Source organism: Nocardioides dubius (assembly GCF_039528155.1).
In the GTDB taxonomy this organism is placed as follows: domain Bacteria; phylum Actinomycetota; class Actinomycetes; order Propionibacteriales; family Nocardioidaceae; genus Nocardioides; species Nocardioides dubius.
On record NZ_BAAALG010000007.1, the window covers coordinates 55909 to 70551 of the forward strand.

8 protein-coding genes are annotated in these 14643 nt (G+C 70.6%); 3 read left to right on the top strand and 5 right to left on the bottom strand.

The annotated features are described in order from the left end of the window. The coding region (locus tag ABD151_RS09065; RefSeq protein ID WP_343993501.1) for a GNAT family N-acetyltransferase at nt 1–1064 on the bottom strand (1064 nt) is incomplete at its 3' end. A 159-nt stretch (nt 1065–1223) separates the two neighbouring features. Between ABD151_RS09065 and ABD151_RS09070 the strand changes: the two genes are divergently transcribed. Next, on the top strand, nt 1224–2123 hold the full coding sequence (locus tag ABD151_RS09070) for a hypothetical protein (protein WP_343993503.1): 900 nt from the start codon (nt 1224–1226) through the stop codon (nt 2121–2123). A gap of 92 nt (nt 2124–2215) precedes the next feature. Here ABD151_RS09070 and ABD151_RS09075 read toward each other — a convergent pair whose 3' ends face one another. From ABD151_RS09075 to ABD151_RS09090, 4 genes are all read right to left on the bottom strand, one after another. Further along, a complete protein-coding gene (locus ABD151_RS09075; protein WP_343993505.1) occupies nt 2216–3586 on the bottom strand; it encodes a dicarboxylate/amino acid:cation symporter in 1371 nt (456 codons plus the stop codon). A 376-nt stretch (nt 3587–3962) separates the two neighbouring features. After that, entirely contained in the window at nt 3963–5354 is a 1392-nt protein-coding gene (locus ABD151_RS09080; RefSeq protein ID WP_343993506.1) for an HNH endonuclease signature motif containing protein, read from the bottom strand. A 95-nt stretch (nt 5355–5449) separates the two neighbouring features. Beyond that, a complete protein-coding gene (locus ABD151_RS09085; RefSeq protein WP_343993507.1) occupies nt 5450–6721 on the bottom strand; it encodes a serine hydrolase in 1272 nt (423 codons plus the stop codon). A gap of 230 nt (nt 6722–6951) precedes the next feature. Then, nucleotides 6952–8631, bottom strand: coding sequence for an alkaline phosphatase (locus ABD151_RS09090; RefSeq protein ID WP_343993508.1), 1680 nt, complete (start codon nt 8629–8631; stop codon nt 6952–6954). 239 nt (nt 8632–8870) lie between these two features. On the opposite strand from ABD151_RS09090, the gene ABD151_RS09095 reads away from it, so the two are divergent. Then, a complete protein-coding gene (locus ABD151_RS09095) occupies nt 8871–11576 on the top strand; it encodes a hypothetical protein (RefSeq protein ID WP_343993510.1) in 2706 nt (901 codons plus the stop codon). Between the two features lie 138 nt (nt 11577–11714). Continuing rightward, on the top strand, nt 11715–14627 hold the full coding sequence (locus tag ABD151_RS09100; protein WP_343993512.1) for a carboxypeptidase regulatory-like domain-containing protein: 2913 nt from the start codon (nt 11715–11717) through the stop codon (nt 14625–14627). Nucleotides 14628–14643 lie beyond the last annotated feature (16 nt).

The following is a 14643-nucleotide window of genomic DNA, read 5'->3' on the forward strand; positions in this document are numbered from 1 at the left end:
GAGACGATCACGATGTCCTGGTGCCAGGACTGGGTGACATAGCTGGTCGTCCAGCCCATCGCGGTGTAGAGCCCATCGGCGCCCGTGGGCGAGTCGGCGTCGACCTCGAGGCCGACCCGGTTGCGGCCGCGCTGAGCGGCGTCCGCGATCACGGTGTGCAGCAGACCCTTGGCCACTCCCCGGCCGCGGGCCTTGGCGAGCACGCCGATGTAGGCGACATAGGAGCCGGGCGGGTCACCGACGAGCTCGGTGCCCACCAGTGCCCCGGCCGGGGCACCGTCGTCCAGCTCGGCCAGCCACCAGTGGTCCCAGCGGTGGCCCGGGTCCTCGCGGAGCCGGAAGACGAACTCCTCGAAGGTCTCCTCGGTGGAGTTGAAGTGATCGGTGAACGCCTCTTCGAGCACGTCGTGCACGCGGCGCAGGTCCGCCTCCTCGGGCAGTCCCTCGGCGTCGCGAGCCACCAGCCGGAAGCGGACGCCGTCGCCGGGCCATGCCTGCGGGTCCGGCACCAGCGCCGCCTCCTCGGCGGTCACCGGCCGCGACATGTGCCACCACTCGCGCACCTTGGTGAAGCCGGTCCGCGCAAGCAGATCCTGGTAGCCGGTGTCGTCGGCGAACGCCTCGGTGTCGATCTGCTGGACGTCGAGCCCGCGAGCGCTGCCCACCTCCATCGCCTGTCCCTGGGCCCAGGCCACCAGCACCGCGGAGCACCGCCGTGCCAGCGCCGGGGTGCAGTCGCGATCGATCACCGGGCGGAAGACCATCCGGGCGACCGAGCGGTCGTGCACCATGCCCCAGGCGATGATCCGGCCGTCGTCGTCGCGGATCACCACGTTCTCGCGGACCCGCTGCCCGCGCTTGCCGATCTCCACGCGGACGTCGTCGGCGTCGGCGCTCGCCCAGCCCCGGCCTACCTCTTGGTGCCGGCGCCACAGCGTGGTCAGCCGTTCGACCAGAGCCGGATCTCCGGGATCGGGTGGCTCGATGGAGTACCCGGACGGCAGGGTCGCGTCATCGGGCAGTAGCTCGTCAGGATCGCTCTCGAAACGGTTCTCTGGCTGCATCGCCTTCGAGTCTGCCCCATCGGGCCACGCCAATTCACGGACAACGAGAAGTCGGAGCCGCTACGTTGCTGAGCGGCCCCTCCCTACAAGGCGTCCGCTGGACCGAGGCGAGACCCTCCAGGTGGACCGGATCACTGCCCATCCGACCGAGGAGAACTCATGCCTTCGGCCCCCGTCCCTCCCACCGATCCCCGTCCGCGCCGAACCCTCCCCCGGCCCTCGCGGCGCACCGGCATCGCGATCGCCAGCACCGGCGTCGCACTCGCCGTCGGGCTCTCCGTCTCCGGCGCCTACGGCGCGGACCTCGCCGAGCGCGTCATCCGCAACCCCGACCTCGCGCCCGGCAGCATCGGCGTGCACAAGCTGCGGACCGGCGCGGTGACCTCCCGTGTGGTGCGCAACGGAACGCTGCGCGCCGAGGACTTCGCGCCCGGTGTGCTGGGCTCGGGTGCCCAGGGGCCGCAGGGCGAGACCGGCGCCGCCGGTCCGCAGGGCCCACCCGGGCCGGCAGGCGCCCAGGGCGTCACCGGACCGGCCGGGGCGCCCGGCACTCCCGGGCCGACCGGGCCGGCTGGCGTTCCTGGCCCCCAGGGTCCGGCCGGTGACGCCGCGGGAGGCGGGGTCTACACGACCCCGGCGAATCAGGGTGAGCCGAACACCATCGCCATCCCGATCCTGGTGATCAACACTCCGCAACGCTTCAACGACACGGCTGTGCCCCTCAACGACGAGGGCGACTACCTGACGCCGGTGACCTGGGAGTTCACCGAGGCGGGGACCTACCAGGTCACCTACCAGCTCGGCATCCAGGCACCGCTCGCCCTGGTCGGCATCACCACCCACGCGACATTGGGTACCGGCGGTTCCCCGGCGGACTCGACGATCCCCGGCAGCTCGCTGATCAGCACCTACAACCAGAGCGTGCTCGCCACGCAGAACATCGAGCGCACCTTTACCTTCAACGCCGAGGCCGGGGAGCGTCTCGGCGTCTGGGTGGCGTCGAACCTGTTGGGCACCGTGCGGACCAGCCAGCGCGTCACTATCACCAAGATCTCCTAGCCGCCCGCCGACCGTCGTCAGCACGACGACAGCGGCCCCGTCCCACCTGGGACGGGGCCGCTGTCGTTCGGCGTCTGCTCCGGAGTGGAGCCTCAGGCAGCGACGGGGACGGCGTCGTCCTCGCGCCAGGCCTCGCCCGAGCGCGGTGCGTCGTAGACGTCCTGGTCGAGGATGCCCTCCCGCTTCGCGACGATCGCCGGCACCAGTGCCTGGCCGGCCACGTTGACCGCCGTGCGACCCATGTCGAGGATCGGGTCGATGGCGAGCAGCAGGCCGACGCCCTCCAACGGGAGGCCCAGGGTGGAGAGGGTGAGCGTCAGCATCACCGTGGCGCCGGTGACGCCGGCGGTCGCGGCCGAGCCGATCACCGAGACGAAGGCGATCAGCAGGTAGTCGGTGAAGGACAGGTCGAGACCGAAGAACTGAGCCACGAAGATCGCCGAGATGGCCGGGTAGATCGAGGCGCAGCCGTCCATCTTGGTGGTCGCGCCGAGCGGGACCGCGAAGGAGGCGTACGCACTGGGCACACCCAGGTTCCGCTCGGTGACGGACTTGGTGACCGGCATCGTGCCCACCGACGAGCGGGAGACGAAGGCCAGCGAGATCGCGGGCCAGGCACCGGTGAAGAACTGCTTGATCGACAGGCCGTTGAGGCGCAGCAGGGCCGGGTAGACGACCAGCAGCACCAGGGCGAGACCGGCGTAGATCGCGACCGCGTAGGTGCTCAGCGAGCCCAGCGCGTCCCAACCGTAGGTGGCCACGGCCTTGCCCAGCAGGCCGACGGTGGCGAGCGGCGCCAGCAGGATGATCCACCAGAGCACCTTCTGCACGATGCTCAGCGCGGAGCGCACCACGGTCAGGAACGGCTCGGCCGCCTCGCCCACCTTGAGCGCGGCGATGCCGACGGCGATCGCGACCACGAGGATCTGCAGCACGTTGAAGGAGATGCCGATGCTGCCGTCACCGGCGGCGCTGGCCTGGATGCCGAGCACGTTGGCCGGGACCAGACCGGTCAGGAAGTCGAGCCAGGAACCGGTGCTGCCCGGAGCGGCGGCGGCGTCAGCGGAGACGCCGGCGTTCTCGCCCGGCTTCAGCACGAGGCCCAGCACGATGCCGATCACGACCGCGATCAGCGCGGTGATCGCGAACCAGAGCAGGGTCTTCCAGGCCAGACGGGCGGCACCGGTCACCTCACGCAGGTTGGCGATCGAGGCGACGATGGCCAAGAAGACCAGCGGCGGGACCACGGCACGCAGCAGGGTGACGAAGGTGCTGCCGACGGTGGTCAGCGTCTCGGTCAGCCAGTTCGGGTCGATCACGCCGTCGGCGCTGGTGCCGTCCGGCCCCATCTCGCGCGCGATCAGGCCCAGGATCACACCGAGCGCCAGACCGATCAGGACCTGGACGCCGAAGGAGGGAAGCAGTCGGCGGCGCGTCTTGGGCGCCGCAGAAGTGGTACTCACAGGGGATTGCCTTTCAGGTGCCGTGCGCACGCGGGTACGGCAGAGTCGATGACGGAGAGGGCCCGCGGCCGGGTGGCGTCAGCGGGCAGCGGTCATCGAGGACAGCGAGAGCTCTGCGTGCGTGCAAGGTCGACGACGAGTCGCCGCGTCAGCAGCTCGCCACGGGTCGACACCTCACTCCACACGCTTGGCCCAACCGACTCCCCTGCACGCGCTATTCCCAGGGGGTGCCGTGACCCGGCTCACGGACGGTGCGGCATCGCTGGCTGAGGTGTGCGCGGGCGCCGCAGGCGGTCCGGGCGCGCCGCAGGCGGTCCGGGCGCGCCGACGCCTCCGGTGACCTGGTGGCTGCCGGAGGTGGCGGGGGTGCTGTGCTTCAGTCGAGTTGGATGGTGCCGAGTGGGGTGACGAGCCAGGTGTGGCCGTGCTTGTTCGTCCAGGTGTAGGTGCCGTCTCGGTTGCGGACGTATCTCCAGCCAGCGAAGGTCTTCGCCAGGTGGTGACGGCGGCACAACGGCGCGAGATTCTCGGGGTTCGTCTGGCCCGGTGGTCCGGTCTCGTTGTACGGGTCGATGTGGTCGAGGTCCGCATCGGACGAGGACCGCGTGCAGTGCGGGAAGACGCAATGCTGATCCCGTTGCCGGACCTGCTCGGCCATCCAGGCAGGTGGGTCGTGACGGTCGACCGCGCCGGTGCGGTTCAGGTCGATCACCGGCGTGATGCTGGCGATGGAGCCGTGCCGCTGGAGCCAGTCGGTGAGCTGCTCGATGAGGATCGGGCCGAGGCGCTCGGCGTCGGCGAGGGTGAGGTCGTCGGTGGAGAAGAGGTCGGCGAGGGTGGTGTGCACGAACACCCGTAGCCCGCGGCCGAGGCGACGCCCTTGCGACACCGGCTCGCTTGCCGCACCGCCCGCGTCACCGGCAGCGTGGTCGCGGTGATCGCGGTGGTTGAGCGCGTCGGAGCCCTCGTAGTCGAGCGTGCCCTGCGCTTCCGCGATGCTGCCGAGTGCCTTGGCCTTGCGCTGACCCAACGTGTCGGTGTCACCCGCGCGCTTCAACTTCTCCGCCTCGTCACAAACCAGGTCATGGAACCGCGCGAGATCCAGCGAGTCGCCGACCACGTCCAGCGTCGACGTGCCGGACGCGGCGCCGTCCGGCCCGTACCGGTGGTTCAACTGCACGTCCCAGTCCGCCTTGGTCAACGGACCGTTCTTGTCGCGGACCAGCTCCGGGTGGAACTTCGCCACCGCCATCGCCAGCACCCGCTCGATGGTCGGCCAGCCGTAGCGTTCGCCGTCCGCGAGGGTCTTGTCGAACCACGCGGCCGCTTCACGGGAGAGCTTGCGGGTGAGCTCCGCGACCCGGCGGGCCTTCCACGCGGGCACCTCCAGCAGCTCGACCTGCGCCCACAACAGCGGGAGGCGGTGGTGGAGGTCCAACGCATCCGCCAGCAGCGACAACGCCGCATAGCGGGAGATGCCCGAGGCGGCCGCGAACTCCTCCGCCGCGAACGCCGCCACCGCCGGGGTGCCCTCGCCCCCGAGGAAGTCGTCCAGATCTAGCGAGGCGAATGCCGCGTCGTCACACCACGAAGCCGACGAACCGCCGTCCACCACAGGGTTCACCACACACCACTGATGCGCCAACCGCAGCTGCTGACGCCCCAGCACCAACGCCGAGTGACGCCCTTCGGAGATCACCGCGAGCAGACACCCCGCGTCGAGGTCCGTGACCTCATACGGGGTGTGCGTGGCGTCGATCTCGATCATGGAACCAGCAGAACACCCACGTCCGACACTGACAGGTCGGCCGCCGCGCGAGGGTCAACAGACTCCGCGGGCGGCGGCCGAGCAGGCCGAGACGGCTACCTCTTGGTCACCTTCAGGGCCGCGGTCGCGCTGGAGGCGGCGTAGGCGAAGCGGTTGGTCGCCTGGTAGCTGACCGCGATCCGCTGGTTGCCGACCGCGAGCCGCTTGGGCAACCTCACCGCGGCGACCCCGGCCTTGAGAGTCACCAGGGCCACCTTCTTGCCACCGACCCGGACCAGCACCTTGCCCGTGGGCGTGCCCACGGCAGCGCGGACCGTCACCTTCGCCGTCACCGGCTTCTTGCCCTTCACCTGCCGCTTCTTGCTCAGGGTCAGCTTCGTCGTCGAGCGCATCGGCGTCGCGCCCCTCAGCTGCTCGGCGTAGACGAGTGCCGCGACCTTCTGCACGTAGGGCTCGGCGATCGCGGCCCAGGCAGCGCTCGCGTAGCCCCGCTCGTTGCGGGTGAAGACCCCGATCGCCAGGTCCCGGCCCGGGATCAGGAAGTACCCCAGGTCGTGGCTGACGGTGTCGTTCTCACCGGTCTTGTGGGCGACCACGCCTGGCGGCACCGCTGTGCCGAGCTTGGTCTTCACCTGCTGACGCTGCATCAGGGCGAGGATGTGCTCGGCGCTCGCGACCGAGAGGAAGCCCGCATTCGGGGAGCCTTCCGCCGTTGCGTAGAAGAGGTCCAGCAGCTGCTCGAACCCGGCAGGCGTTGCCCAGATGTCGCCGTCCGGCAGCACGATCGCGCCGAACATCTTGCGGCCGAAGTGCAGGTCCTCCTTGGCGATCCCGGCATCCTGGCTCAACGCGTTGATCGGGCCGTGCCCGCCCACCACGTCGACCAGCTTGTTGGTCGCGGTGTTGTCGCTGACCGTGATCATCAGGTCGAGCATCCGGCCGACGGTGACGTCCTGCGGGAACGGGTTGTTCTTCAGCACGCCGGAGCCGCCGACCAGATCGGCGGGCTGCAACGTCACCACGTCCTCGAGGCTCAGCGTCCCCGACTCGACCTGGTGCATCACCGTCGCCGCGAGCGAGAGCTTGATCGTGCTGGCGGTGGTGAACCTGCCCTGCTCCCCCAGGTGCAGGCGCGCGCCACCGAAGGCGCCGTCGAGATCGGCCACGAAGAGGCCCATCTCGACGCCGCGCCGCTCGGCGTCGTCGATCACCGGCTGCAGGGCAGCCGCCAACGTCGGCCAGGTGCTGGGCTCGACCTTGGCCGGCGCGGCAGACGCCCCCGAGATGCCGGTGCCGGCCAAGAGCCCGGTCGTGAGAGTGAGTGCGACCGTGGCAGCGAGCCTGCGGGCACGAGTACGAGAAGTCATCAGTGCTTCCTTTCCATGGGGCGCCGTCGAGGCTAGGAAGCCCTTATTTCGCAAGGGTTTCCGCGACATTGCACGGACCCTGTGCGAGCAGACTCACACCTTGACGCCGAGGGACCACACCTGTCCCGCGCCGGTCTCGACCGGCTCGACCTGGGGTAGCCCGCCAACCGACCTCCGAGAGATGCGACGAAGGGCCGACCCACCTGGGCCGGCCCTTCGCGCGGAGATGATCAGCGACGCGTGATCGTCAGGTTGGTCTTCGCGGAGGCCTTGCCGCCCGGGCCGGTCGCGGTGATCACCACGGTCACCTTGCCGGTCACGTTCTTGGCCTTCAGCGTCACCACACCGCCGGTCTTGGCGACCTTCTTGCTGGCCAGGGTCTTCGATCCCTTGACCAGGCTGACCTTCACCGAGGTGGAGGCCGAGGCCGCCGCCGCGACCGAGACGCCGCGCTTGGCGAGCTCCTTGCTCGACAGCTTCCTGACCGCGGCCACCGAGGCCGACGGCTTGGCCGGCGTCGTGGTGACCGGCAGCGTGCTCGGGGTGCGGCCGAGCATGGTGGCGTAGAGGTCGGTTTGGTCGATCACGCCGGTCACGTTGGCGGCCTGCGGACCAGAGGCAGCCACCCGGATCTGGGTGCCGGTGTGGTTGGAGCCCGACGCCGCGGTCGAGTAGGCCACCGTCATCGGGTCGCCGTCGGCCGTCTTCACGGTCGCCGTCTGCCGGCCCTGGTCGGGACCGCCGACGATCTGGGTGGAGTGGGCGTGGTCGCCGGTGACGATGATCAGGGTGTCGGGGTTCTCGGCCTGGAAGTCGAGCGCGACCTGGACCGCCTCGTCGAGCGCCTTGAGGTCGCCGATCGCACCGCAGATGTCGGAGGCGTGCTCCTGCTTGTCGATCATCGCGCTCTCGGCCTGCAGGAAGAAGCCCTTGTCGTTGTCGAGCAGCTCGATCGCCTTCGCGGTCATCTCCGCGAAGTCCGGCTGATTGCCGCGATCGGCCGTCTCACAACGGGTGTCGGGGCCGCCCACACCGGGCGGCGCGGTCGCGACCAGCGGCTTGTACTCCGGCGTCATGTTGCCGCCGGTGAAGAGGCCCAGGACCGGGCCGTCGTCCAGCGAGGTGACGGCGTCCAGGCCGGCCTTGTCGCCGACGAAGCGGTAGTCGTGGCTGGCCTCGGCGTACTCCTTGACGCTCGGGCCGGCGTCCGTGGCCTGGTTGTAGCGGTTGAGCCCGCCACCGAGCAGGACGTCGATCTTGTTGTCGACCAACTGCTCGGCGATCGATCCCTTGCCACCGTTGGACTTCTTGGCCGGCGCGCAGTTCGCCATGTCGGCCGGGCCCTGGCAGGCGCGGGCGTTGATGTGCGAGGCGGCCGCAGCCGGCGTCGCGTCGGTGACCTCGGCGGTGCTGACGTTGCCGACCAGCTTGCCCTGCGCCTTGTACTCCTCGAGGACCGTGCCGTAGTCCTCGCCCGGCACGTTGGCCGCGGTGCTCGGTCCCTGGGAGATGCGGCCGTCGATCGTCTTCTTGCCGGTCGACCAGCCCGAGGCGGTCGGCGCCGAGTCGGAGACGTAGGCGATCGGGTAGTCGGGGCCCTCGCCGGCCTTGAGGCCGTGGGTGGTCATCGCACCCGTGAACGGCAGCGCGTCCAGGCCCTCGAAGCGGCCACTGGCGCCCTTCTCGTAGTTGCGCGCCGCAGTGATCATGGAGTCGTCCATGCCGTCGCCGATGATCAGGATGACGTTGCGGGGCTTGCTGGAGTCGATCTGGGCGGCCAGGTCGGCCGAGCGGTCCTTGGTGAAGCCCTGCGGCGTGGGCGCGAAGCCAGCCTGCGCACCGTAGGTTCCGACGAGAACCAGTCCGGCGGCGGCGCCTGCCGCGAGAAGCGCACGATTGCGTCGTGACACGAGGAGTCCTTTCACGTGGGTTGACCACCCCATAAACCCAGGATCGGGCGTCCAGAAATGGGTGTCCCGGCGTCGGATGAGCGACCATCAAGTGACGAGTCGGGGGTTCGTCACGAACCGGGTGGGTAGACGTCTCCTCAACAGACGCATTCGCTCGGGCACCGTGGTGCCTGCCGCCGACGTCGAGCTGACCGCTTGATCTTCGACCTGGAGGAACCATGTTCTCGGACCATCGACGCTTGCTCACCGCTGCACTGGCAGCCCTGGCGGTGACCTTGGGCAGCCTCCTGTTCATCCCGTCCGCCCATGCCGCCGGCACCGTCTCCGGCGTAGTGAAGTCGAAGCTGGCGGCCGGCAGCGCCGTGCCCTATGAGGGAGCGAGCATCGAGTTCAGCCGCCTGCTGGAGGACGGCAGGTACGACTACGACAACGCCACCTACGTGTCCTCCGGCCCGACCGGCGCCTTCACCGCCCCCGGGCTCGCCGATGGCGACTACCAGGTGCGGGTGCACCCGTCGAGCTGGGGCAGCCCGGGCGATCTGGGGTACGAGTACTACGACAACGCGTGGAGCCCGTACGAGAAGACGGATGTCCAGGTTCGTGGCGGCAACGTCACCATGAACGACATCGTCCTGGAGCAGCCCGGCTGGGTCGTCGGCACCGTGAAGGACGCCGCCGGCAACCCGATCGTGGGTGCCAGCATCAGCGTCCAGAAGACCCCGACCTCCGGCGGCTACGGCTTCGAGATCGACCCTGACGGCAGCTACGACACCCGAGACGGCGACTACACCAAGAACCTGATCCCCGGCAGCTACACCGTCGAGGCCTCGGGTCCGTGGACCGGCGCCGAAGGCCGTTCCTTCCGCACGGAGACTGCGACGGTGAACGTCCCCGCGAACGCCGCTGCGGCGCCGCAGAACTTCGTGCTCGAGGAGCGCAAGAAGGTCGTCTTCACGGTCACCGACTCCACCGGCGCGCCGATGAAGTGGGCGCGCGTGGACATGCGCATCCAGCGCAACGCTGGTGACCCGTTCGAGGCGCCGCAGTACGGGCCCATCGAGACCGATGATGACGGGAAGTTCGCCGTCGACGACGATGCCCACGCCTACAAGCTGCGCTTCTTCCCGGCCGACGCCTACACCGGCAGCAACGCTGCCGAGTGGTGGAACGGCGGGGACGGCGCGTACACCTATGCCGAGGCGACCGCGATCGACTTCCCCGCATCGGCACCGATGAAGCGCAGCCTGAGCGTGCAGCTCGCCACCCCCGCGATCACCCCCGGCGAGGTCAGCATCGACGGCGACATCGAGCACGTGGTCGAGGACCCGCACGGCAACTACACGGTCAACGCCGTTCGTCTCGGCCAGACCATCACGGCCAACCCGGGCACCTGGGAACCGTCCGGCGTGACGCTCAGCTACCAGTGGTACAAGAACGGCCAGCCCATCGCCGGCGCGACGGACCCCGAGCTCACCATCACCGAGGCCATTGCGGCCGACATGTGGCTGCTGCGTCTCCACGTGACCGGGTCCAAGCCCGGCGAGCAGGCGGTCGAGGCCGAGAGCGAGTACATCAACGACCCGGTCCTGCCGGGCGACCCCCCGGTCGCCTTCGCCCGGCCCGCGATCACCGGGACCGCCCAGGTCGGCAAGACCCTGACCGCCGTCCCCGGCACCTGGGGACCGGCCGGCGTGAGCCTCGCCTACCAGTGGTTCGCCGCCGGTGAGGCGATCCAGGGCGCCACCAACGCGACCCTCGCCCTGACCGATGCCCAGCTCGACAAGGCCATCAGCGTCCGCGTCACCGGGTCGCTGGCCGGGCACACCAGCGTGGCACGCACCTCGGCTGCGACCACCGCCACCACCCCGGTCGACGTGGTGGTCGGCACGCCGACGATCACCGGCACCGCCAAGGCAGGCAGCACGCTGACCGCGAACCCGGGAGCGTGGACCCCCGGTGACGTGACCTTCGCCTACACCTGGCTGGCGGACGGGGTGGCCATCTCCGGAGCCGGCGGAACGACGCTGGACCTGACCAACGCCCAGGCAGGCAAGCGGATCAGCGTCGAGGTCACCGGCAGCCGAGGCACCTCCGCGCCGCGGACCGCCACCTCGGCGCAGACCAGCGCCGTCCAGGGCACGTTGACCGCGGCCACGCCGACGATCACCGGCACCGCCAAGGCCGGCGAGGAGCTCACCGCGTCCCCGGGCGCCTGGGGACCTGCCGGCGTCGCCCTCAGCTACGAGTGGCTGGCCGGCGGCCAGCAGATCGTGGGCGCGACCGGCGCGACGTACACGCCGGGTGCCGCCCAGGTGGGCAAGGCGATCACCGTCCGGATCACCGGCACGCTGGCCGGCTACGGCAACGAGGTGCGGACCTCCGCAGCAACCGCCGCGGTCATTCCCGGCGACGTCACCGCCGGCACGCCGAGCATCTCGGGCACGCCCGCACCCGGACGCACCCTGACCGCGAACCCCGGCACCTGGACGCCCGCCGATGCGGAGCTGAGCTACCAGTGGCTCGCGAACGGGACGCCGCTGGTCGGCGCCACCGGCACGACCCTGGTGGTGAGCAACGCCCATGCCGGCAAGCGGCTCAGCGTCACGGTCACCGGCACCACCAGCACCGGCGCGGTCGCCGAGGCGACCTCGTCCGCCACCGCCACCGTGGTCGGGGTGCTCAAGGGCGCGACACCGAAGGTGAGCGGGAAGGCGAAGGTCGGCAAGAGGCTGAGCGCCAAGCCCGGCACCTGGAGCCCTGCCCCGGTCCGGCTCACCTACCAGTGGCTGCGCAACGGCAAGGTCATCAAGGGCGCCACCAAGGCCAGCTACAAGCTGACCAAGGCGGACGCCGGCAAGCGGATCCAGGTCCGGGTGACCGGCCGCAAGACGAGCTACAAGACCCTGGTGAAGAGCAGCGCGAAGACCGCCAAGGTGAAGCGCTGACGCTCAACCGATGACGCGGCCCCGACTCCCCGGAGTCGGGGCCGTCGTCGTTCTCAGGGACCGGCGATCGGTCTGGACCAGTACGGCCGATCTCGCGGTCTGGTGAAGTTCGGGGGCTGCCGGGCCGATCATCCGTTCATGCCGTCGGTACCCGTGCGTCCTCGCGCCCACCACCTGTTCCTCCTGCTGAGCGTCCTCCTGCTGCTGCCGCTGACTGGCCTCGGCGGCGCGCCGGCCCAGGCAGCGACGCCCACGGTGACCGGCACCGTGATCGACGCGCTGGGCGACCCGGTGAGCGGGGTGAGCGTGCAGGCACGGTCAGCCGCCACCCCTTCCGAGGTCACAGCCAGCGCCGTCACCGGCGCCGACGGCGGCTACGGCCTGGTGCTGCCGGCCGGCAGCCATCGCCTCGAGTTCACCAAGAGCGGCTACGCGTCCGCCTGGTACGCCGAGGAGGCGGTGCTCGTCGTGACTGCCGACGGCGGCGTGAGCGTCGACGGCGAGCCGATCGAGGACGGTCTCCTAGACGACGTCGAGCTGGCGGCCACCTCCACGCATGCGGTCACCGGCGCGGTCGCCGGCGCCGCTGGGCAGCCGCTCGCCGGCATCCGGGCCGCGCTCTATGCCGACCCCACCGACGAGGAGCCGGTCGCCTCGACCGTCACCGACAGCAGCGGCGCCTTCTCCTTCGCGGTGCCGCGTGGCTACTACTACCTCCGCCTCAGCGACCCGAGCCACGTCCACGTCGACGTCTGGTACGGCGACGAGGAGCAGCTCGTGGTCGACGGCGACCTGGCGCTCGGCACGGTGACCCTCGAGGCGGGCAGCACGACCGCCGAGTACCCGCTGGCGGGTGCCGCGGTCGATGCCCTCGGCGTCGGGATCAACGGGCTCACCGTCACCGCTACCGGGGTCGGCGCGACGGGCGGGACCGTCACCGGCACCACGCTCGGTGACGACGTCGACGCCGGCGGATTCAGCCTTTCGGTGCTCCCTGGCACCTATGCGCTCAGCTTCGCGGCCACCGGGTTCCTCACCACGGCGTACCCGGGGACGGTGACGGTGGCCCCCAACGGCACCCTCAGCGTGAGCCCTGCCGAGCCCCTGGTCGGCAACCGGTTGCCCGAGGTGACGATCGCCAGCACGCCGTTCGCCGTCAACGGGACCGTGCTCGACGACGCGACGTCGACTCCCCTGGCCCAGATCACCGTGCGTGCCACCGGCGACGACGACACCCCGATCACGGCCACCACCGGGGTCGCGGGCGGCTACGCCCTCCCACTGCCGATCGGCAGCTACAGCGTCGAGGCAGCCGACCTCGACGGCGTCGCTCCGCAGTACGTCTCCGGCTGGCTCGGCGGCTCCGCCGATGTCATCCTCGAGGTCGCCCAGCAGGGCGTCCTCACCCTCGACGCCGGCGAGCCGATCGCGGTGCTCCCCGCCCTGCGGCTGCGGCAGGCGAGCGCCGACAGCACCTACGCCGTCACCGGCTGGGTGGTCGACGCCAACGGCGACGGCGTCCCCGGGGTCACCGCGAGCGCCACCCCGGTGCCCGGCACTCCGCTCGGCGCTCCGGCCAGCGCGGTCAGCGCCGCCGGCGAGGACGCCGGCCGCTTCGAGCTCGCCCTGAAGGCCGGCACCTACCAGCTGCGGACCTCCGCCACCCCGGCGTTCGGCAGCGGCTTCCTGACCACGGACGACGAGAGCGCGGCCTCGGTCCGGGTCTCCGCCACCGGGGTCACCGTCGACGGCGAGGACGCGTTGGACGGCGACCTGGGCAGCATCGTCCTGCCCGGGCTGATCGCCCACCCGCTGACCGGCTCGGTGAGCGACGGGGAGACCGGCCTGCCCGGGATCACCGTGGAGGCACGCTTCGTCGACGACGACGCGGTGGCCGCGACCGCCGTCACCGATGCCGCAGGCGTCTTCGCCTTCACCGGCGCGGGCTCGGCTCCCGGAACCGCCCACGGGTTGCGCGTGGGCACCTACAAGCTGCGCTTCACCGACCGCACCAGCAACGCGGTCCGGTATCGCGACGCCTGGTTCGGCGGTGATGTCCCGGCCGAGGTGCAGGTCGGTCAGGACGGCGCGATCACGGTCGACGGCGAGGCGGTCACCCTGGCCGCGGTGCTGACCGCGGTCAGCTCGGACGCCACCTTCGACCTGCTCGGCCTGGTCTACGACCCCGACTTCACGCCGCTGGACGGGGTGACGGTGACCGCTACCCCGCTCGCCGGCACCCCCGGCGGGCAGCAGGTCAGCGGCGTCACCGGCTCCGACCCGACCTACGGCGAGGCCGGGGTGTACCGGCTCGCGGTGCGCCCGGGCAGCTACCGGATGCACTTCACCAAGGACGACTACCAGCCGCAGACCCTGTCGGACTATGAGAGCGGAGCGCCGGTCACCGTCACGGTGAGCGCGACCGGCACGATCACCGCACCTGGCCTCGACCTGTTCGACGGCGTCATCGACGACGTGCAGCTCTACCTGCGCGCGGCCGAGTTCGCGACCCGGCCGGCACTGACCGGCAAGGTCGCGGTCGGCTCCACCCTGGTGGCGACCTTCGGCTCGCTGAAGGGCGTGGCGCTGGACCGGGACTCGGTCTACGTGGAGTGGTTCCTCGACGGCAAGGAGGCCGACGACCACTCAGCCGGGGCCTCGGGCCAGAAGTTCAAGGTGACCCACGCTGCGGCAGGCCGCAAGCTGACCTTCCGGGTCACGGTCGACGACCCGGACGGGATGCGGGCTCCCTCGGTCTTCACCAGCGCACCGGTCACCGTGCCCAAGGCGCCGGCCACCGTGACCGGGAAGGTGAAGAAGGGCAAGCTCACGATCACCGTCGCCGTGCCGACCTGGACCAAGCCGACCGGCACCGTCGTGGTCAAGGACGGCAAGAAGGTGCTCGCGAAGATCACCCTGAAGGCGAAGTCCAACGGCAAGGCAGTGCTCGACCTCGCCAAGCTCAAGCCCGGCAAGCACAAGCTGACGATCAGCTACACCGGCCCGTCCACGGTCAAGCCCGCCAAGGCGAAGCTAACGTACAAGAGGTAGCCAGCCCGCGACCTAG